Annotated in this window: 21 protein-coding genes; 11 read left to right on the forward strand and 10 right to left on the reverse strand. The window is 43.6% G+C overall.

From position 1 onward, the window contains the following. Positions 1-12: 12 nt before the first annotated feature. Both V5M37_RS06445 and V5M37_RS06450 read left to right on the forward strand, forming a co-directional pair. Positions 13-1,248: a homoserine dehydrogenase gene (locus tag V5M37_RS06445; protein ID WP_423801295.1), complete on the forward strand. Its 1,236-nt coding sequence runs from the start codon at positions 13-15 to the stop codon at positions 1,246-1,248. A gap of 492 nt (positions 1,249-1,740) precedes the next feature. Beyond that, positions 1,741-2,235 carry a DoxX family protein gene (locus V5M37_RS06450; RefSeq protein WP_213146778.1) on the forward strand — a complete coding sequence of 165 codons (495 nt, stop codon included), beginning with the start codon at positions 1,741-1,743 and terminating at the stop codon, positions 2,233-2,235. Between the two features lie 149 nt (positions 2,236-2,384). Here the strand turns inward: V5M37_RS06450 and V5M37_RS06455 are convergent, their stop codons facing one another. The 3 genes from V5M37_RS06455 to V5M37_RS06465 form a co-directional block, all read right to left on the reverse strand. Continuing rightward, on the reverse strand, positions 2,385-2,567 hold the full coding sequence (locus V5M37_RS06455; RefSeq protein ID WP_213118038.1) for a YfhD family protein: 183 nt from the start codon (positions 2,565-2,567) through the stop codon (positions 2,385-2,387). Between the two features lie 114 nt (positions 2,568-2,681). Further along, positions 2,682-2,810 (reverse strand): YfhE family protein, encoded by a 129-nt coding sequence (locus tag V5M37_RS06460; protein ID WP_213118037.1) that lies wholly within the window; start codon positions 2,808-2,810, stop codon positions 2,682-2,684. Between the two features lie 95 nt (positions 2,811-2,905). Further along, entirely contained in the window at positions 2,906-3,805 is a 900-nt protein-coding gene (locus V5M37_RS06465; protein ID WP_423801296.1) for a TIGR01777 family oxidoreductase, read from the reverse strand. Positions 3,806-3,881: 76 nt separating this feature from the next. Here V5M37_RS06465 and recX point away from each other — a divergent pair, with 76 nt between their 5' ends. Beyond that, the gene (recX, locus tag V5M37_RS06470; protein ID WP_423801297.1) at positions 3,882-4,709 is read left to right on the forward strand and encodes a recombination regulator RecX; all 828 of its coding nucleotides are present in this window, start codon (positions 3,882-3,884) and stop codon (positions 4,707-4,709) included. 196 nt (positions 4,710-4,905) lie between these two features. Here the strand turns inward: recX and V5M37_RS06475 are convergent, their stop codons facing one another. Further along, a complete protein-coding gene (locus tag V5M37_RS06475; RefSeq protein ID WP_423801298.1) occupies positions 4,906-5,583 on the reverse strand; it encodes an SDR family NAD(P)-dependent oxidoreductase in 678 nt (225 codons plus the stop codon). A gap of 86 nt (positions 5,584-5,669) precedes the next feature. Here V5M37_RS06475 and V5M37_RS06480 point away from each other — a divergent pair, with 86 nt between their 5' ends. Beyond that, entirely contained in the window at positions 5,670-5,993 is a 324-nt protein-coding gene (locus V5M37_RS06480; RefSeq protein WP_423801299.1) for a YfhH family protein, read from the forward strand. Positions 5,994-6,040: 47 nt separating this feature from the next. On the opposite strand, the gene V5M37_RS06485 is transcribed toward V5M37_RS06480, so the two are convergent. Further along, entirely contained in the window at positions 6,041-6,217 is a 177-nt protein-coding gene (locus V5M37_RS06485) for a small, acid-soluble spore protein K (RefSeq protein WP_423801300.1), read from the reverse strand. A 129-nt stretch (positions 6,218-6,346) separates the two neighbouring features. Here V5M37_RS06485 and V5M37_RS06490 point away from each other — a divergent pair, with 129 nt between their 5' ends. After that, entirely contained in the window at positions 6,347-6,616 is a 270-nt protein-coding gene (locus tag V5M37_RS06490; RefSeq protein ID WP_213146697.1) for a YfhJ family protein, read from the forward strand. 39 nt (positions 6,617-6,655) lie between these two features. Here the strand turns inward: V5M37_RS06490 and V5M37_RS06495 are convergent, their stop codons facing one another. Then, positions 6,656-7,636, reverse strand: a complete 981-nt coding sequence (locus tag V5M37_RS06495; protein WP_423801301.1) for a metal-dependent hydrolase — start codon at positions 7,634-7,636, stop codon at positions 6,656-6,658. Positions 7,637-7,760: 124 nt separating this feature from the next. Here V5M37_RS06495 and mutY point away from each other — a divergent pair, with 124 nt between their 5' ends. Continuing rightward, positions 7,761-8,885 carry an A/G-specific adenine glycosylase gene (gene mutY / locus V5M37_RS06500; protein ID WP_423801302.1) on the forward strand — a complete coding sequence of 375 codons (1,125 nt, stop codon included), beginning with the start codon at positions 7,761-7,763 and terminating at the stop codon, positions 8,883-8,885. Positions 8,886-8,933: 48 nt separating this feature from the next. On the opposite strand, the gene V5M37_RS06505 is transcribed toward mutY, so the two are convergent. Next, positions 8,934-9,158: a hypothetical protein gene (locus tag V5M37_RS06505; protein ID WP_423801303.1), complete on the reverse strand. Its 225-nt coding sequence runs from the start codon at positions 9,156-9,158 to the stop codon at positions 8,934-8,936. A gap of 112 nt (positions 9,159-9,270) precedes the next feature. On the opposite strand from V5M37_RS06505, the gene fabL reads away from it, so the two are divergent. From fabL to V5M37_RS06530, 5 genes are all read left to right on the forward strand, one after another. Next, complete coding sequence (gene fabL / locus V5M37_RS06510) at positions 9,271-10,020, forward strand: enoyl-[acyl-carrier-protein] reductase FabL (protein ID WP_213146701.1); 750 nt, start codon at positions 9,271-9,273, stop codon at positions 10,018-10,020. Positions 10,021-10,092: 72 nt separating this feature from the next. After that, positions 10,093-10,308 (forward strand): gamma-type small acid-soluble spore protein, encoded by a 216-nt coding sequence (locus V5M37_RS06515; RefSeq protein WP_423801304.1) that lies wholly within the window; start codon positions 10,093-10,095, stop codon positions 10,306-10,308. 159 nt (positions 10,309-10,467) lie between these two features. Beyond that, positions 10,468-10,725 carry a YgaB family protein gene (locus tag V5M37_RS06520; RefSeq protein ID WP_213118025.1) on the forward strand — a complete coding sequence of 86 codons (258 nt, stop codon included), beginning with the start codon at positions 10,468-10,470 and terminating at the stop codon, positions 10,723-10,725. A 177-nt stretch (positions 10,726-10,902) separates the two neighbouring features. Next, complete coding sequence (gene ntdP / locus V5M37_RS06525; RefSeq protein ID WP_423802581.1) at positions 10,903-11,433, forward strand: nucleoside tri-diphosphate phosphatase; 531 nt, start codon at positions 10,903-10,905, stop codon at positions 11,431-11,433. Between the two features lie 84 nt (positions 11,434-11,517). After that, on the forward strand, positions 11,518-13,287 hold the full coding sequence (locus V5M37_RS06530) for an ABC transporter ATP-binding protein (RefSeq protein ID WP_423801305.1): 1,770 nt from the start codon (positions 11,518-11,520) through the stop codon (positions 13,285-13,287). Between the two features lie 31 nt (positions 13,288-13,318). On the opposite strand, the gene V5M37_RS06535 is transcribed toward V5M37_RS06530, so the two are convergent. The 3 genes from V5M37_RS06535 to V5M37_RS06545 all read right to left on the reverse strand — a co-directional run bounded on the left by V5M37_RS06535 (position 13,319) and on the right by V5M37_RS06545 (position 20,633). Beyond that, complete coding sequence (locus V5M37_RS06535) at positions 13,319-14,398, reverse strand: FUSC family protein (protein ID WP_423802582.1); 1,080 nt, start codon at positions 14,396-14,398, stop codon at positions 13,319-13,321. 179 nt (positions 14,399-14,577) lie between these two features. Further along, complete coding sequence (locus V5M37_RS06540; RefSeq protein WP_423801306.1) at positions 14,578-19,050, reverse strand: glutamate synthase-related protein; 4,473 nt, start codon at positions 19,048-19,050, stop codon at positions 14,578-14,580. Between the two features lie 293 nt (positions 19,051-19,343). Beyond that, complete coding sequence (locus V5M37_RS06545; RefSeq protein WP_423801307.1) at positions 19,344-20,633, reverse strand: glutamate-1-semialdehyde 2,1-aminomutase; 1,290 nt, start codon at positions 20,631-20,633, stop codon at positions 19,344-19,346. Positions 20,634-20,916: the final 283 nt, after the last annotated feature.

The following is a 20,916-nucleotide window of genomic DNA, read 5'->3' on the forward strand; positions in this document are numbered from 1 at the left end:
GGGGTGGCAGACATGTCTGTAATTAAGGTGGCAATTCTCGGGTTCGGTACGGTAGGTGAAGGGGTTTATCGGACCATTCAATCACATAGCAATGAGCTGGCGGCAGAATTAGGGAAGGAAGTAGAGGTTGCTGCCGTCCTTGTTAGAAATAAGCAAAAGCCGCGGGATATTAGCGGGAATGTTCTGCTGACAACGGACTTCGAAGAAATTCTCCAATTGCCGAAGCTTGATGTCGTGATTGAATGCATCGTGGATAAAGACCCGACTTTTTCCTACTTGAAAAAAGCAATTCAACGGGGCTGCCACATCATTACAGCGAATAAGGAGATGTTTGCCCACCACGGGAATGAGCTTATCGAGTTGGCAGAACAGCATCAGGTGTCGGTTGGTTTTGAGGCGACAGTGGCCGGGGGGATTCCGGTCATTCAAACGCTCGGTCAGCTTTTAAAAATTAATCGTGTCCAGCGGATCCTGGGAATCCTCAATGGAACGTCCAATTTCATCTTGACCGAAATGCGGGAAAAGCGGCAGTCATTTGCCGAAAGCTTGTTGCGGGCGCAGGAAAATGGCTATGCCGAAGCGGATCCGACCAATGACGTGGAAGGCTATGATGCTTTTTATAAAACGATGATCTTAAGCAGGCTGGCATTTGGAGAAGAGCCTGACTGGCGTGATGTTGAACGGGTAGGGATTACGTCTATTACGAGTGAATTGATTGAAGCAGCGCAAAACTTAGGGTTAAGGTTTAAACATATTGCGAGCATCTGGAAGTCAGGTACCCGCATCCAGGCATCGGTGAAGCCGGTTCTGGTCGGCTCTGAGCACCCTTTTTACCATGTTGAGGGAGTAGAGAATGCGGTAAATGTAAAATCTGATATCGTTGGCGAAATCACCCTTCAAGGACCGGGCGCAGGCATGTACCCAACGGCTAGTGCGATAATCGAGGATTTGGTCCACGTATGTCAAAGCCACGTGACGAAATCTAATTATTTGAAAACCTCAGGGGAGGACATTGAGTTGAAAAGTGAACACCAGAGGGAGTACTGGCTGGTCCAGGGTCTGGTCCAAAAATATGGCAGTCCCGCTATTACCCTGATGGATGAAATCTCTGAGGGAATCTTTGTCCTAAAGGGTTCCAAAAAGGAGATCGAGCAGCTTGCGCAAAGGCAACCATCGGTTCAATATTTTTCGATTCTGGGTAAGGGAGAATTCCTCGTGAGGGGTATTGAGGAAGCGAAGGCATTATAGGGTTGAATTGAGGGGCATCTATTATGTGATGCTCCTTTTGTTATGAATGGACATTCATTTATCCAGTGTTTTTTCCACATCTAAAGTCCTGTATTTATAGGTAGTCCACAATGTTATGCACATTATCCACAATTTTGAAAGCGGTTATCCACCGTTAGTTATTAACAGAAAGGCTGATTGTAAAAATCAGGTTTTATAAGGGGTGAGCTAGTGTTGTCCACATTATTAACATTGTCCACAAAAGAGGAGGGGGAACGTGCTGTATTGCGTTCACAATCTCTTCATATATCTAACATTAATATGTTAAGAAACTGTGAAAGCCGTTGTTTTTTCAATAGCAGGAGAGTATATTAAAAGTGTAAAGAAGATAGTGAAGCAATTCACAAAGACTTCCTTACAAGCCACAGCTAGCTGATTAATCCCTTTCATAAGGGAATAACTTAAAGTTAAATTTGTGAAATACTTCACAAAAAAACTATGGAGATGATTATGATGAGATGGTACAAAACTCCTTACGCAGCAGTTGTTTGGACAGTATTACGTGTTTGGCTTGGATTACAATGGATAGAAGCAGGTTATCATAAGTTAACTGGTGGTTTCGATGCTACAGGGTTCCTAAAAGGAGCAATGGCGGCAGCAACTGGCGAACACCCTGCGGTTCAAGCATGGTATGCAGATTTCTTACAGCAATTCGCTATGCCTAACGTGGGAATTTTTAATACATTAATACCTTGGGGAGAAATGTTAGTCGGTCTTGGTTTAATCGTTGGTTTAGCGACAATCCCAGCCTTGATTGCCGGTGCATTTATGAACTTGAACTTTATGCTGGCAGGTACGACAAGCACGAACCCAATTCTTTATACAGCCGCGATGATTCTGTTATTCGCAGGTGCAGGAGCTTACTACTTCGGTCTTGACCGATATGCAGTTCCTTTTATCAAAGGCTATTTCAAAAAAGCTCATGTAAATGAGGTAAAAACGCAATAAGGCAGCATCAATTAATAATCGTTAACTCCCCCTTTAAATACATTAAAGAAGCAGGAATCCTGCTTCTTCTTTTTTTAGCTAAAAGTATAAATTCAACTACGCCTCATGAACCGTCCTCTTGGACTAGCCAATCGGCGAGTTTTCATTTATTATTTGCGATTTCTGACGCGCTGGTTTGCCGCATTTGCGCGCGCCATTGCTTCTAAATCAGCTCCATCAGCCATTTCCTTGGAGAATTCTACGTCCTGTCCATCTGATTTCATATTTTTCGGTACTTGAGGAAGTGAGGCTTTGTTTTTGTCACGACTCTTATGTCCATGTGAACGGCCCATTAAAAAAACCCCTTTCATTTTATCGCTAGTGGAGCAAAAGGCCTGCTCCCTTTACTAGCATTTGCAAATGGCAAGGGGTCCATTAATGGAAAAATTATATAAAGTTTTTAGTTGTTATCTTTTACGTTTCGTGTAGCCGCCGGCCCGGTCCGCCATTTTAAACTCATGGCCGTACGCGACCTCCTGCATACTTGTTAAATTAGTTCTTTCCCGATCCTTATTGCGCTTCTTATTTTCTGACATCATGCTCATTCCTTTCAACTATTTGAATTAGGTAAAAATGGTACATAATGTACACTTCACCATTTTTGCCTTATCGATGAGGAAAGATACTGTCTTTAGGAAAATATATTTTTCAGCGCAGGTTTTAAATCTGGATATTGGAAGGTGTAGCCGGATTCCAAAAGTTTATTTGGCAGTACTCTCTGCCCATCGACAACCAGTGTGCTCATTTCCCCTAAGAGGGTTTTTAGGGCGATACTAGGTACCGGAAGCCAGTTCGGCCGTTTGAGGACTTTACTTAGCACTTGGCCGAATTCATTCATGGTGACAGGATTTGGGGCTGTAAAGTTGACCGGACCTTGAATCGTCTCATTTTCGATGATAAAGAGTATGGCCTTAACAACGTCGTCAATATGAATCCAAGACATCCACTGCTTTCCTGTCCCGATGGGCCCGCCGATAAACGATTTATAAGGGAGTGCGATTTTTGGCAGGGCACCTTCTGCTTGATCAAGGACAATGCCAAATCTGCAGAAAACAGTTCGAATCCCGATTTCTGATGCTTTTGCGGCTTTCTTTTCCCATTCCATGACTGTACGTGATAGGAAGTCATCGCTGCTGCCTTCGTTTTCTTCTGAAAAAGTCTTATCGAATGAGGTTCCATAATACCCGACCGCACTGGCGTTGATAAATGCTTTTGGCTTTGGGTTTAATTCGTTCATGATTTTTAGAAGCTCCTGGACGGCTTCGAGCCGGCTGTTCAAAATGGTTTGCTTTCTTTGATCGGTCCATCGGCCGCTGTTTATGGATTCGCCAGCTAGGTTGATGATGATATCTGTTCCTGCCAGGGACGAGGCAGGGTTTGAGTCTGCTTGCAGCCATTCGACATATTGAACACTGGGGCCATCCTGATTTGAGTTTCGCGTTAAAACAATGACCTGGTGCCCGTTTTTGATTAATTCATGTACAAGTGCTTTGCCAACAAAGCCAGTTCCGCCTGCAATCGCTATTTTCATTTTTCCGCCCTCCTTATTACCTTTATTTTATTATATTTTTTGACCAATATGGTAAATTAGAGTGGGGGTGAACGTGATGGCTATAATTACAAAAATCACCACACAGCAAAAGAATACAGACCGTTTTAATATTTTTATGGATTACGGCAAAGGTGAACAGTTTGCCTTTAGTGTTGACAGTGATGTTCTGATCAAATTTGGCTTAAAAAAAGGGATGGAAGTGGATGAATTTTCTCTTTTGGAAATTCAATATCAAGACGACATCCGAAAAGCCTACAATTTAGCAGTTCATTACCTGGCAAGGCGAATAAGGTCGGAGAAAGAAGTCCGAGACTATCTTATTGAAAAAGAAATGGAAGAGCCAGTTGTAAATGAAGTGATTCATAAGCTGACAGCTCAGAAATACATAAATGACAGGGAATTTGCCTTCGCCTATGTGCGGACACAGGCAAATACCACGGATAAAGGCCCTGATGTGGTCAAGCAGGAACTGAAGCAAAAGGGGATTATCGAGGTAATTTTGGTTGAGGCGCTAAACGAATTTCCGCGGGAACAGCAAATCGAAAAGGCCGTGAAGCTTTGCGGGAAGTTTTTCAAAAAGGGATCTAAGGATTCGCTGCGGATTCAAAAACAAAAGCTGGAACAAATGCTGCTTCGTAAGGGGTATTCGTTTGAGGTTATTCAGATTGCGCTTGAGGATTGTGGTACGATGAGAGCTGATGCTGCTGCTGACGTTGATGGCGGTGGTGGTAGCGAGCTTGAAGCGATCCGTTATCAAGGGGAAAAGGCCGTTCGGAAATACTCGCAATATAGCGGTTTTGAATTCGAGCAAAAAATGAAACAGGCACTTTATCGGAAAGGTTTTTCCATGGAGTTGATTGAAAAGTACTTGTCTGAGCTGTAAAAGACAATATGCTATCCATTTGGAAGAAAATGACACATTAGGAGCTGCCACAAAATGTCCTTCATTAAGCTGATGCGGGACAAAATACAAGGGGGTCCGGGTCAAAATGTCCTTCATCAAGCCCATGAAGACCAGGCTGCCCCAGATACCCCTCAAAAATGTCCTTCATGGAGTCTACAGCACTAAATAATACCCCTCATCCTTTATTGCTCTCAATAACAATCGTATCCTGCTCCATCTGCTCGATAATGATCTCCGCCACTTCCCGGGCCGATCGCAAACGCGACGGGTCTTTCACATGGTCGCTGTCCGTCCAAAATGGTGTGTCCATGCCGCCCATATAGACAGCGTTTATTTTAATGCCTCGCCCTTCAAATTCCTTCTGCAGGCTTTCCGTAAACCCGCGCACCGCGAATTTGCTAGCGCAATAAACGGCTTCGTTTACTTTTCCGCGCAGGCCGGCAGTGGAGATTATATTCATAATCCGGCCCTCGCCGCTTCCAAGCAAAATAGGCAGAACCGCTTTCGTCATAAGAATAGTTCCCAACACATTGGTATCTAACATCTCCACAATCTGAGCATCATCCATTTCCACGAAAGGCCCAAAATGGCCAACCCCGGCATTATTCACCAAGCCGTACACATCATACCTGCCAGACAATTCTTTTACCTTTGAAAAAACATCCTCACGATTCCTAATATCCATGACCATAACATCGGCATTCCCGCCGCCATCCGCAAGTTCATTCCTCACAGAAGATAATTTTTCAGCAGTCCGGCCGGCCAGCACCACATGATACCCTTTCTGGGAGAAAAGCAGCGCTAATTCTTTTCCTAATCCCGATCCAGCCCCGGTAATAATAATTGTTTTCATATCGTCATATCCTTCCGTAGTTTTGCCTTTATTAATTTTACAAAAATCACTATACTAAAATAAAGAGGAACGGGGAGGAATTATTGATGCAGCAGGAGAAACGGTATAGTGACATGACCGAGCAGGAATTAAGACAGGAAATATCCAAGCTTCAAGAGAAAGCCCGCAAAGCGGAACAAATGGGAATGGTCAGTGAATTTGCTGTATTGGAAAGAAAGGTGCTTATGGCTAAGGCGTACATAATGGACCCTAGTACCTTTAAGTCTGGTGAAATTTACGAAATTGAGGGTGCACCTGGAGAGTATTTCAAAATTGATTATATGAACGGCGTTTTTGCCTGGGGCTATCGTACGAAAGGGGACGGAACCCAAGAGGCACTGCCGATTTCTTTATTAAAATGGCTGAAATAATATAAAACAAACCAGAGAACCCAAGGTCTCTGGCTTGTTTTTAAAACTTACTGCCAAACTTGAGGCGATTCATCATCACGCTCGCCAGAGGCTCTCATACGCTCCTGCGGATGCGTGTTAATGGTGCCGTCTGCTCTTTTAGAAGCATATTCGGCTTTCGCCCGTGGCTCTCCTTCGAGCTTGTTGTTATTTTGATTTGGAAAGCTGCGCTGTTTATTTCTCATGCTGTACCTCCAGTTAAAGGGAATGAGAAAACATGAAAAGCATAGGACAGCCTGATGCTGACCACGCACTATTATTATTTACTTAATTCTTTTGCTTATGTGATAAGAAATTGCCAATGGGGTGGATAGATGAACGACTATCATGAAAAACTGACCAAGCTATTATTAAACAAAAATGACCATCTTTCTTATAACGAAGCCCGGACATGGGTCGAGCTTTTATGGGACGATTTTGAAACGACATTCGCCAGGGCCGGCCAAGAGTATATGGGCAGCGAAATGACAGAGAGAGTTGTCAAACAGTGGATTGAAAATTATGGAGACAAACTGCATGATTTCACGACAACCAATCCTAAATATGAAATATATTTAGCTCATGCAAAAAATATATTGCATTAAAAAAAGCGGGTGATTAAAATATCCCCCGCTTTTTCTATGTTATCCTGGAATAATCCCCAATTTTTTTCGCAGTTTTTTCTCGCTGAAAACCCAGCCGGTGTAGGAGCTGATTGGCTTTAAGTCGCAGTCAAGCTGGACAACAGCGACGAACGGATAATGGCCGTTACTCCGATAGCGGAGGTCAATGAAGCGCACCTCGTAATAGTTGTCATATTCGTCTACCTCCCAACGATAAACCGGAGAGAAGGAAAGGAACGCTGATATGTTATGATCCTTTTTGGCTGCTTCAATGACAGGTGTTTTTGGCACAGGAATTCGTCTAAAACGGTCGAGAATTTCAACCTTCCCGTCAATCGACCTTGCCACAAAAAAGATATTTTCATTCATGGCCGCAATCCGCCATTGATGGAACTTCATCGTAGGCGCAATGATGACCTCAGTCGCATCAGGAATTAAAGCCCTAACTTCGACAAGAACACGTTTTTTAGCCTGGTACCTTCTGAGATAGTAACCGATAATAATTACATACATGATTAAAAAAGTATATCCAGGAGTTGCTCCAAGTACCCAAGCGATGATCCCAATAATATGCATGGTAAAAATAAACGGATCGAACGTATTAATGACACCAAGTGCAACCCATTTAGCCGAAAAAGGCCTTAGTGCCTGTGTTCCGTAGGCGTTAAAAATATCAACAAAGACATGAATAAAAACCGCAGCAAACGTCCACGCCCAGAGGTGCAGCAGGTTGGCATTCGGGAAAAAGAAATAAATCACCCCAGTAATGAGAAGCGGCCATAACAGGACGGCAGGAACAGAGTGGGTAATTCCCCGATGATTTCGTATATAAATGGCGTTATTTCTAAGCTTTAAAACCGTATCAATATCCGGTATTTGTGAACCGGCAATCGTTCCAATTAAAACACTGGCAGCAGTGGCATGGCTGGCGGATACGGCCGGATCAAGCGTGGCCAGCCCCCCGAGCGCGATGCCCATTACAACATGAGTTCCAGTATCCAAAGGTAAAAAATCCCCCTTCAAATTATCTTGTCAAAACGCCCAATTTGGCATATTGTTAAAAAAGAATTGTTAATATTATATTCCCCCTTTTTAGAGTTGTTTACAAGCAAAAAGGAGTAAGTTTATGACGACTGAGTTAAAAAATATCGAAAAAATCAATATAAATGATTTTCAACATGATTTAATTACCTGGTTTAAGGAAGAGCAGCGTGACTTGCCTTGGCGGAAGGACCGTGACCCCTATAAGATTTGGGTTTCCGAAATCATGCTGCAGCAGACACGAGTGGATACGGTAATCCCGTATTTTAACCGTTTTATCGATTGGTTTCCGACCATAGATGACTTGGCGGAAGCTGATGAGGACAAGGTCCTTAAAGCTTGGGAGGGACTCGGCTATTATTCGCGGGTCCGGAATTTGCAATCCGCCGTTCGAGAAGTGAAAGAAAAATATAATGGCGAAGTGCCGAACACCCCTGAAGAAATATCTACGCTTAAAGGGGTTGGCCCATATACGGCAGGCGCCATCTTAAGTATTGCCTACGGCATTCCGGAACCTGCCGTAGATGGCAATGTGATGAGGGTGTTTTCGAGGATTTTAAATATATGGGAGGATATCGCGAAACCTTCTTCACGGAAAGTTTTTGAACACGCTGTCCGGGAATTGATTTCGCATGAGGATCCTTCAGCCTTTAATCAAGCCTTAATGGAGCTTGGGGCGCTAGTTTGTACGCCGACTTCCCCATCCTGTTTGCTTTGTCCAGTCCGCGAACACTGCCAAGCGTTTGAGGAAGGGGTTCAAGCGGAACTGCCAACCAAAACGAAAAAGAATAAAACCCGCGATGTGCAGCTTGCCGCCGTATTGCTTACAGATGAAGAAGGAAAAGTCCTAATTCATAAACGGCCATCGGATGGATTGCTTGCTAATTTATGGGAATTCCCGAACGTCGAAATTCAGCACCCGCTACACCATGAGCGTGAAAAGATTTCCGAGCTTTTCGAGCAAGAACTTAAAATCCATTTAAAGCTAGAAAAAATCATCGGGCAACTTGAACATGTTTTTTCTCATCTTGTCTGGAATATCAAAATTTATAACGGAGAATTACAATCCAACATACCGGAAGGAAGCGATTGGAAACTCGTCACCTTAGATGAAATAAAGGACTACGCCTTCCCAGTCCCTTATCAAAAAATGTTCAAAATCTATCTCGAATATCCCAATAGGCCTGACCCCAAAGCTGCTAAACCCTAATACAGTCATGCAGCTCTGGGGCTAGGCCCTTTTTTGAGCATAAATCAGTTAATCGTATGTGGGCTTGGTGCCCTGTGTGTAATTTGCCTCAGTTCTGTCGAAGCCACCTCGGTTTTCAATTTCTTCAATAATCTGCCTGTGAATAGATTGTCCCTCACTGTTCAAATAGGGAGTAATCTGCTGCAAGGCATGATGAAAAAAGGCAAGTTCGCTATCCTTCCAATCATTTTTTGCCATCATCGAGAGTTCGGTCATATCTCGTCCTACATACATTTGACTACATCCTTTCAAAAGGGTTTCTTGCCTTAGTTTTGTATATTAATTGTCATCTATTCATGGAAAAGCTAAAATGAAACCAATTGAATAAAAGATAGGAGACAGAAAGATGACACAAAAAGTAGCATTAGTAACAGGCAGCAGCCGTGGAATTGGAAGAGCAGCCGCCATCCGATTAGCGGAGGCAGGATATGATATTGTAATCAATTATGCGCGCAGCAAAAAGGGCGCCTTAGAAACTGCGGAGCAGGTGGAAGCATTAGGCAGGAAAGCGTTCATTATCAAAGCCAATGTCGGCGATGTCAGTAAAATAAAAGAAATGTTCAAGCAAATTGACGAGGAATTTGGCCGCTTAGATATATTTGTAAACAACGCCGCATCCGGTGTTCAGCGTCCGGCGATGGAGCTGGAGGAATCACACTGGGATTGGACACTAAACATCAACAGTAAAGCCCTGTTATTTTGCGCACAGGAAGCGGCAAAACTGATGGAAAGAAACGGTGGCGGAAAAATTGTCAGCATCAGCTCATTAGGATCAATTCGCTATTTGGAAAATTATACAGCCGTTGGGGTATCAAAAGCGGCGCTAGAAGCACTCACTAGATATTTAGCAGTGGAACTTGCACCGAAAAATATTATTGTGAATGCCGTTTCGGGAGGGGCTGTTGATACGGATGCCCTTAAATCTTTTCCAAATCGCGAAGAACTCCTAGAAGAGGCAAGACAAAAAACGCCTGCAGGAAAAATGGTCGAAGTGGATGATATGGTAAATTGCATTATGTTCCTGCTTTCAAACGACTCCAACATGATTCGCGGACAGACAATTATCGTTGATGGAGGCATTTCGCTTCTGGTTTAAATTTATTTTTCAAAAATTTAAGGATAATCTCCACGAGGCTGGGTAAATTAAAATTCGTGGAGGTGATAACAAATGGCTAACTTCAATCAACAACCAAACAAAACTTCTGCTGGAACTAACATCCAGGAAGTAAGACAACAAAACGCTCAGTCTGCTGGTGCAGGTGCAGCTGGCCAATTCGGAACAGAATTTGCTTCTGAAACAAATGCACAGGAAGTAAGACAGCAAAACCAACAATCAGAAGCTCGTAAAAACCAAGGCACATCTGGTCAATTTGGCCAAAGCTAATAAAAATACTTACGTGAAGGCACTCTCATTCGGCAGAGTGCCTTCATTTTTGGTGCGGAAATTCGACAAAACCTCCCTTTTCTTTACATAAGTAGTCAAAGGAAAAAATATCTGCCACAAAGAATTATTAGTAAGGACAATTATAAGGCGGTGAGGGAAATGGATCATTTTAATCGATTAGTTTCCGAGCAAATGGCAACAATGGAAAAGTTGCTTTTTCTTCAAGCAGAACTTGAGCGTTGCCAGCAGATCGAAGCGGAATTACAGGCTTTGCAGAACGAAACTGATTTAGAAAGTATCCAAGCCGATATTCAACAAATGAAAAAGGAATTAAAAGAAATTCAGGCGATGTTTGAAAAACAGACCGAAGAAGTGATCAATTCCTACCGGGAAATGAATTTAACACAAACCATTTAAAGGAAAAAATAATCCGCAAATTTTACAAAGAACCATAGAAATATGGTTCTTTTGTTTTAAATTCTGGCTTCAACCGTTATAATAATAGAAAAAGGAATTTACTTTGTTGCCTTTTGTCGGTTTATTTGAATAGCAGGTCAGGTTAGCAAAGGTTCGGAAATGAAGGTAGGGGAGAAAATGGGCGTACCCATCGAAGGTGAACCAGTACAAATACATAGCTATAAACACAATGGGCACATCCATCGCGTCTGGGAAGAAACAACAATTTTAAAAGGGTCGCAGAATTTAGTGATTGGCGCAAATGATCGGACACTTGTCACGGAGTCGGATGGCAGAACGTGGATTACTCGGGAACCGGCCATTTGTTATTTTCATTCCCAATATTGGTTTAACGTCATTGGCATGATTCGGGAAGACGGGATTTATTATTACTGCAATATAAGCTCACCCTTCATCTTTGATGGGGAGGCGATAAAATATATTGATTATGATCTTGATATTAAGGTATATCCTGACATGACTTTTAATCTTCTTGACGAGGATGAATATGAACGTCACCGTCGGGAAATGAACTATCCGAATGTCATTGACCAAATACTAAAACGGAATGTAGACAAGCTGATTCAATGGATCAGGCAGCGTAGCGGCCCATTCGCACCAGATTTTATTGATATTTGGTATGAACGTTATTTAACATACAGACGTTAATTGGTGTGTAGGAAACAAACGCCTGTTGATGAGCATCAACAGGTTTTTATATGTCTTCATTTTAACAGGAAGGGGGAAACTGGTTTGGAGAGCATCCGCAGATACCTTCAATTTGTCAAACCATACCGCTGGCAAATCATCGCCACGATTTTCATCGGTATTATTAAATTTTCCATTCCTCTCATCATTCCCATTTTAATTCAGTATGTGATCGATGATATCATTGGCAATCATGCCTTATCCACCGATGGAAAAGTTCATAAATTAATGCTCATCATGGGCGTCATGCTGCTCGTTTTTGTGATCCTGAGGCCGCCGATTGAGTATTATCGCCAGTATTATGCGCAATGGACATCAAACAAGGTCTTATATGATATCCGCAATAAAATGTATAAACATATTCAAAAATTAAGCTTTAAATATTATGCCAATACCCGGGCAGGAGAAATCATTTCGCGGGTCATCAATGATGTTGAGCAAACAAAAACCTTTGTAATGACCGGTTTAATGAACCTTTGGCTCGATATTGCCACGATCATTATTGCAATTGTTCTGATGTTTTCCATGAATGTAAAGCTGACGCTTGTGTCTATTTTGTTGTTCCCGCTTTATGCGTTTTCGATTAGGTACTTTTTCGGGAATCTGCGCAATCTCACGAGAAGACGGTCACAAGCCCTTGCTGAGGTGCAGAGCTATCTCCACGAGCGTGTGCAGGGCATGCCGGTAATTAAGAGCTTTGCGATTGAGGAATATGAACAAACCCAATTTGATAAGCAGAATAAGAACTTTTTGGAAAAAGCACTCCAACACACGAGCTGGAATGCGAAATCATTTTCGGCAGTCAATACGATTACCGATATTGCTCCGTTAATTGTGATTGGCTACTCCGCTTATTTGGTGATTCACCATCAGCTTTCCTTAGGGACAATGGTGGCGTTTTTCGCCTATATTGATAAGCTGTATAATCCGTTAAGAAGATTGGTGAACTCGTCCACGACGATTACCCAGTCGTTTGCCTCAATGGACCGGGTTTTTGAATTTTTGGATGAAAAATATGATGTGGTGGATGCCCCGGATGCGGTGGAATGCGGGCAGGTAACGGGGAATATCAACTTTGAAAATGTTTCCTTCGCTTATAACGAAAACGAAGAGTCGGTATTAAAAAATATAAACCTTCAAGTGAAAAAGGGAGAAACGATCGCGCTTGTCGGGATGAGCGGCGGGGGGAAATCCACGCTGGTAAGTTTGATACCGCGCTTTTACGATGTCACCAACGGCCGGATTACGCTTGATGGGGTAGATATCCGCCAATTTAGGGTTCAATCGTTACGGGATAAAATCGGCGTCGTGTTCCAAGACAATATTTTATTCAGTGAGTCGGTTAAGGATAATATTTTACTAGGTAAGCCAGAATCTACCGAAGAAGAAGTGTTTGCAGCGGCAAAAGCGGCCAATGCCCACGAGTTTATCCAACATCTGGCGGAAGGCTATGATACAAAGGTGGGGGAAAGAGGCGTCAAGCTGTCCGGCGGCCAAAAGCAGCGGGTCGCAATCGCCCGTGTCTTTTTGAAAAATCCGCCCATCTTAATTCTTGACGAGGCAACCTCAGCACTCGATTTGGAAAGTGAACACTACATTCAAGAGGCGCTGGAGGAACTGGCGAAGGACCGGACGACCTTTATTGTTGCCCACCGATTATCGACCATCACTCACGCAGACAGAATTATTCTGATTGAACATGGCCAGATTGTGGAATCAGGTACGCACGATGAGTTAATGGCTAAGCAGGGGAATTATTATAAACTATTTCAAGTCCAGCAGCTGGACAATAAAAATGAACAAACATCCATTTAAAAAAAACCGAAGCGTCATGGCTTCGGTTTTTCTATTGGTTGCTTTCTTCTTCAATGGATATTTCGTTGTGGTGGAAAGAATGAAAGCTGGTAATTAACACATCAAGATGCTCTACCTGCTCGCTGTAATCAATAATCGAGGCGACAATTTGCATGGTATGGTAGAGATGCTGATTATCATCATCAGCTGCAAACTCCTTTTGATGGACTAGAAATAAGTCAAAGAGCAGCTTTTTATCTGTGCTGACCTTTTCTATGGGTGAAGCTGTTGTAATAGGAATTTTCCCAATGAACTGCAGCATAATTTGTTCATGCTGGTAAATGAGGCTGTCAAGCTGCTCCTGGATGGCTTCCTTAAATGGTTCTGGCAGCAGCAATAGTTCATTTTCAAAGCGATGAATTCTTTTTAAGGTATCAAGACCTTTTCTAGCGGCTATGGTCATTTGCCGGTAAACCACGAGTTTTCTTGATTTTTCTAAAATGTTCTTTTTAAAATAGCTTCGTTCTTCTTTATACATCGTATAAAATTGTTCAATGCTTTTGATGTTTTCCTTTAGCTTGCCAATATCCGTTTTCAGCAATTGATGGTCGTAATCGTGGCGTATGCTCAAGCGGATCCATCTGATGATTTCCTCGGTTGTGCTGCCAATTTTTAAATAAAGCTTATTTTCATATTTGGGCGGCATAAACACCAGGTTGACGATAAAGGCCGAAAATACCCCAATCATGATCGTGGAGAAGCGGATTGCGGCAAAGGTGATAAAATCACTTCCCGGTGCCTCCATAATCGAAATAAGCGTAACGAGCGATAACCCAATCGTATTTTCCAATTTAAATTTAAGGTTAAGAGTGATAACAATAATCGCTGCCAGTCCAATGACGATCGTATGATTTCCTAACAGAAGAACAAAGACGACCGCAAGGATGGCGCCAATGATGTTCCCTTGAACTTGTTCAATAATCGTTAAATAAGTGCGGTAAATGGTCGGTTGGATGGCAAAAATCGCGGCAATGGCTGCAAAGACAGGAGAGGGTGAATGCAGCAAATATGCCAAGTATAGAGACAAGACAATCGCAATTCCCGTTTTTAAAATGCGGGCACCTAACTTCATTTGATAATAGATTCCTTTCAAAGATACATAATTTCTTAATAGTTTGCTCGAGGGCTAAACAATTAAGTACTATACAGGGATTAAACTATTTAATCAAGAGAAATAATATGACATTATTTTTAAAAGTTGCTTAAAAAAAAGCATCCGCAATAATACGCGAATGCTTTTTTGAAAATTTATTATTCTGTAGATACGGATGGATCAGCCTGCTCTTTGACAGGAGTAATTTGCACGAAGTGCTCCTCTGGGCTTGCCAGCAAGCTTTGAAGCTGTTCGGCTTCTTCCGTTTGGCCGTTCTCGGCTAACAGGGCTGTATATTTGCCTAAGAGCTCATTAATGTCCTGTTTGCCTTTTTCGGTTAAATTGACGACAGATACTTTGGCGCCTTTTGCAACGCGTCTCTGTACAGCTTCCTTGGTTAATCCGAGTTCAGGCTGCTGGCGGACATAGATGACACCGCCGGTCATACCTGCGCAAATCCATGGACCTGGGTCACCAAGAACAAGTCCGCGTCCGTTTGTCATATATTCAAACGCAAATCCTTTGATATTAGCGTTGGAACCGATATTGCCGTTTTCTTTTTCAGGCAGCGGCTTTTTCAGCTGTCCGCCGATTATAAGATCGGCACCAGAGAGGCGGATTCCGGCACGGGCATCAGCATTGCCTTGGGCAACAAGGAGACCCTTTTGGGCACCGTAGCCGAAGCCTTTACCAACAGAACCGTTAACGTATTGGCCGTTTTTGCCTTTTGATTTCAGAACATGAATGTTACCGCCAAAGGAGGTCTTACCAACGCCGTCCTGACCGCCGCCGTTAACGGTGATTTCAATGCCTTCACTGTTGTATGCGCCTAGTCCGTTACCAGGGATGGAACCTTCTTTGTACTTAAGCTGGACAGGCGGAAGCTGCTTGTAAGAGCCATCCAATCTGCCGCGGACACGGTGGCAGGAAACTCGGCTTCCCAATACCCGCTGTTCAGATGTGACGCTCACGAATTCTCTTGAAGAGTGAAGCTGATCCACACTTGCATCAAGATACTCAGCGCCAGCTGCCACTTGCATTTGCGCTTCGGAAACAGACTTAGAAGCTTCAATTTTAGCAAACTGGCTGATTTCTAATGGCTTTAATAGGTAAGAAAGGTTCAACTGATTTTGGCCTTTCACTTGCTCTAATAGTTCGGAACGACCGACTGCATCTTGTAGATTGCGGATTCCAAGGCTTGCTGCAAGTGCTTTTAATTCAGTACCAAATGCAGTGAATAGATTCATAATTCCTTGTACAGCTAAATCAAATTGACGCGGTACGAAGCGGCGAAGACCGTGGTCTTTTGCCTGTGCTTCCGTTTCAATCTGAGTGGCAATACCAACGTGGCAAGTGTCTAAATGACAGCCGCGGCAGGTCGTACAACCGATCGACAGCATTGCTAATGTACCAAAGCCAACACGGTTGGCACCAAGAAGCATGATTTTCATAACGTCCATTACACTCTTCATACCGCCATCAGCCCATAATTCCACCTTGTGGCGCAGGCCGCTTTCAAGTAATGCATTATGAGCCGCTTTTACGCCGATTTCAACAGGGAGGCCGACGTGCTGAAGGGCGTGGATTCTGGCTGCCCCTGTACCGCCATCAAAACCGCTTAGAGTAATAATATCTGCGCCAGCTTTAGCGATACCGACTGCAATTGTTCCGATGTTTGGAACGACCGGCACCTTAACGGCAATCTTTGCCTGGTCATTTGCTGTTTTTAGCTCCTGAATCATTTGTGCCAAGTCTTCAATCGAATAAATATCATGGTTATTGGACGGTGAAATTAAGTCAGAACCAAGTGTAGCATTACGTGCTGCCGCAACCTTGGCCGTCACCTTAGAACCAGGCAAGTGTCCGCCTTCACCAGGCTTTGCACCTTGACCTATTTTGATTTCTAATAGATTAGAAGAGTTTAAAAGTTCGGCGTTAACCCCAAATCGTCCGGAAGCAATCTGCTGGCCGCGTGTTCTTGGATATTTTCCGAGCATATCTTTGATTTCGCCGCCTTCACCGTTCAAGCTCACCATGTTCAAGCGGTCAGCCCCTTCAGCATAAGCTCTGAAGGCAATTTCGTTTTGCGAACCGAAGGACATGGAGGAAATCAAAAACGGCAGATCATGATCACCGACACGAAGATCAACATCGTTAGGCGATACCTGATTTAGGCCTTGCTTTAATTGAACTAAATGGCGGATTGTAACTGGATTTGCTGCTTCCTGCTCGGAGATTTTATCGCGATATGCGCTGTAATCACCAGTGGAGGCCACTTCGCCAATCGCTTTCCAAATCCGCGGGAAGAGGCTGAACGTTTTTCCGACTCTTTCCTTATCATTCTGATAATCTTCTGCTCTTTTTAAAGCATCCTGTTTCATTGCTTCAAAATTATTTTCAATTTCATCGGAGCCGAAGAAGTTCACAATGTTTAATGCATTGGCAATCGACTCGTGCAGACCGATACTGGAGAACAGGCGTCCATAGCCGCGCAGTTCATGGATACCAATCGTTGAAATGACTTTTTCTATACCTTTGGTTAATGCACTGTAAAGGTTCGTTAACGGCGTTGTTGATTCATTCTGAACCGTTAAGAACATGTAGTATGGGCTGATTAAATCTGCACCTAAGCCAAAAACAGTAATAATGTCATGAAGCGAACGAATCGCAGCAGAGCGAAGCAATAATGAACAATCTCTTCTTAATTCTGCTTTCACTAAAGCTTGATCAATCGCCGATGTGACGAGATGCGGGTCAAGCCAATAAGAATTCTCTTGATGGGCTTTTGCATCGTCAAGGACAAGCAGCGACTTACCGGCCTGAACAGCCTGAACAGCTTCGTTTGCAAGTCTTTCAATGGCAGCATCAACCGTTTCATCCGTTTGGAAGGTAGTTGAAATATAAGCGATCAGCTTTTGCTCTTGGAAATGCTGGACAAGCTGATCAAAAGTCGGCTGTCCTAAGCTTTCTGCACATGCGAAGCCAGCTTTTCCTTCTAAGAGCAGCGGTGTTGTCAATTCAATGACTGACTCTGCTTTTTCGGCAGCTGCAAATAATGTTGGGCGCTTGCCAATAATGACACGGGTGGAGAAATGCTCTGTTTCCCGGTCGCGGTCAATCGCTGGGTTTGTGACAACTGCTACGCTTTCTTTAATATAATCGGCAATGTTGACACGCTCTGGATTTAAGGCTGCAAGCGGTGAGTCGTGGCCAAGTGAACGAATCGGCTCGACCCCTTTTTCGGCCATTTGCTCGATTAATTGAATATGCTCGCGTTCCCAGCCAAATGATTTGTATTGCCCGTTATGAATTTTATCTGGATAATTCATGGTTACGGTTTTGCCAAGTGCCGGCGGCTGCAGACGCAGTCTTGCTCCTTGGAGGTTAACCCGTTTTGAAAAACGGTTATAAACGACATTTTGGTATTGGCTTTGTTCAAAAACTTCAAGCTGGTTTCCCTTCCACTTAAAGCCAACCTTTTCACCAGGTGCTAATGGCTTCGGATCGTTCACGTATTCGCTTGAAGGAATGATTCCTGGTTCAGACGAGAATAGGTAGGAAGTTTCCGTTTCAAGCATCCACAGCGGGCGGAGTCCCAGTGCATCGACACTGAACACGGCCTCATCGCCATATCTGGAAATAATGCCGGCAGGCCCTTGGGCAAAATGTCCCCAAGCTTCACGCATATAAGTATATAAATCTTGTAAATGCTCTGGATAAGCTTTGATTTCATTAATAATCGGCGGGAATAATAAATCCATTACTTCAAATAAGGAGTAGCCATCACGACAGATTAATGTTTCCATCGTTCTGCTTAAATCCTGGGAATCACTTCCGTCTTTTACAAGTGGTACACCAATCATTCTTGCCTCATCACGAAGCTTGGAAATGGTATTGATTTCACCATTGTGACCAAGCACGCTGAAAGGCTGTACCCGGAAAAAGCTGGAGAGAGTGTTTGTAGAATAACGGTTGTGGCCAAGTGTCATGGTGGAAGCCACAAGTGGGTTTGCTAAGTCTTGGTAATAGCGCGGCAGAATGTCACCTGCGCCCATTACTTTGTAAACAACATGGTTTTGGCTGAAAGACGCTACGTGAACAAGTTCATTTTTTTCAAAATCAACCAATGCTTCGAACAGGACCTTGTTTAATTCCTGGCCGTTTTTGTTTGATAAAATGGCAAATTGCCAGAAGATCGGGTTTTCCTGAATGGCAATTGGACCTAATGCTGATGGATTGGTGACTTCAGTTGTTTCAAAGATTAGGTCCAATTCATATTTTACTAGTTTGTCTGCTAATTCTTGCTTAACCTCAGCCCAATTTGCTTTCCTGCTGATAAAAACATGACCTACAGCAAAGCCCTCTTTTTCCGTGAGTGCCGGGTCAAGGTCTGCCTGAAGCAGCTTTACCTTCCAAAGGTCCCTTGGGATATCTGTATGGATTCCAACGCCATCTCCCTCACCGTTAATAAAGCCTGCGCGGTGGTTCATGGTCACTAGAGCATCTATACAAGCAAAAATGTTGTTCCTTGTTGGGGTCTGTGCTTTTTCAAGGCAAGCGACTATTCCACAAGCATCGTGTTCATGTTTATGAAAATCTTTAAATTGAGATGGCGTCCATCTTTGTGTCATTTTGTCGGGCTTCTTCAGAATTCCTAAAGGAAGCCGCTTCACCTCCTGATAATTGATAACTTGAAAAAATGCAGGAAAAAGTTAAGAGAAAAAAGGAAAAATAATAAACATATCGTATCATACGAATTTTCAGAAATCAAATAATTATTCAAGAGTTTGGATATCAATTTGGCATGATTCTAATCGAAAATATAGATGAAAAGCCTTACATGAAAACGTTTACAATTTGTTTTTTTGAATAAAAAGAGAGCATGTATAGCTCCCTTTCGTGCATGAAATATGCATATTTATTCCTATTTTAGTGAAGAAAATGCATTCCTGACCGCGTGGAGAGTTGCTTCCACATCTTCCTCAGTATGGGCGATTGTGAGGAACCAAGCTTCATATTTGGATGGAGCGAGGTTGATTCCTTGATGCAGCATCAGTTTAAAGAACTTCGCAAACATCTCACCGTCCGTTTTTTCCGCCTGCTCATAATTTTCAATTTTCTCATCAGTGAAATAGACGGTTAAGGCACCCTTTAAGCGGTTGATGGTAATTTGGATATTGTGTTCCTTAGCAGCCTCAAGAATACCTTCTTCGAGCATCGCGCCAAGGCGATCTAAGTATTCATAAAGGCCCTCTTGTTTTAACACTTCTAAACAGGCGATTCCCGATAGGATCGAGGCAGGGTTGCCGGCCATTGTTCCCGCCTGGTAGGCAGGACCTAGAGGGGCGACTGTTTCCATGATTTCCTTCCGTCCGCCATAGGCTCCAATTGGCAGTCCGCCGCCAATGATTTTCCCCATTGCGGTAAGGTCAGGCTTGACGTTGAGGAGGTCTTGGGCCCCGCCGTACATGAACCGGAAGGCTGTAATGACTTCATCGTAGATTACTAGCGCACCAGCCGCGTGGGTAAGTTCATTTACCTGTTCTAGGAAACCAGGGTTTGGTTCGACGATTCCGAAGTTGCCGACAATCGGTTCAACGAGAACAGCGGCAATTTGATCGCCCCATTTTTCTAGTGCTTCTTTGTACGGTTCAATATCATTGAATGGGACAGTAATAACTTCTTGGGCGATCGACTTCGGTACGCCTGCTGAATCCGGAGTACCTAAGGTTGACGGCCCAGAACCAGCGGCGACAAGAACAAGGTCAGAGTGACCATGATAGCAGCCGGCAAATTTGATGATTTTGTCTCGGCCTGTGTACGCGCGGGCTACACGGATTGTCGTCATGACCGCTTCTGTTCCAGAGTTGACAAAGCGGACCTTGTCTAATGAAGGAATAGCTTCCTTTAGCATTTTGGCGAATTTTACTTCATGCGGCGTCGGAGTTCCGTATAGGACGCCGGTTTCTGCCGCACGCTTGATGGCTTCGGTTATATGCGGGTGGGCATGACCGGTAATGATCGGTCCGTAAGCAGCAAGGTAATCAATGTACTGGTTGCCGTCAACATCCCAAAAATAAGCGCCCTGAGCGCGTTCCATCACAACCGGTGCGCCTCCGCCGACTGCCTTATAGGAACGGGATGGGCTGTTGACCCCGCCGACAATATGTTCGAGAGCTTCATTATGTATTCGTTCTGAATTGGTAAAATGCACTTGGGTTTCCTCCTTTTTTATTAACATTCCTATTCTAGCATGTTTTTTGTGATTTACTATTTTGACATTTTGGGGTGGGGCGGGGGTGAAGGACATTGTGGGGTGGGGATGAGTTGGATTTGGTCTTCAAGAGGCTGATGAAGGACATTATGGGTCGGGGCTGATATGATTTTGGTCTTCATAGGGGCGATGAAGGACATTATGGGTCGGGAATGAGTTGGATTTGGTCTTCAAGAGGCTGATGAAGGACATCATGAGTTGAAGGTGGGACGTTTTTGTCCAA

Origin of the sequence: Neobacillus sp. SAB-20_R2A (assembly GCF_049568635.1) — a bacterium.
In the GTDB taxonomy this organism is placed as follows: Bacteria; Bacillota; Bacilli; order Bacillales; family Cytobacillaceae; genus Neobacillus; species Neobacillus citreus.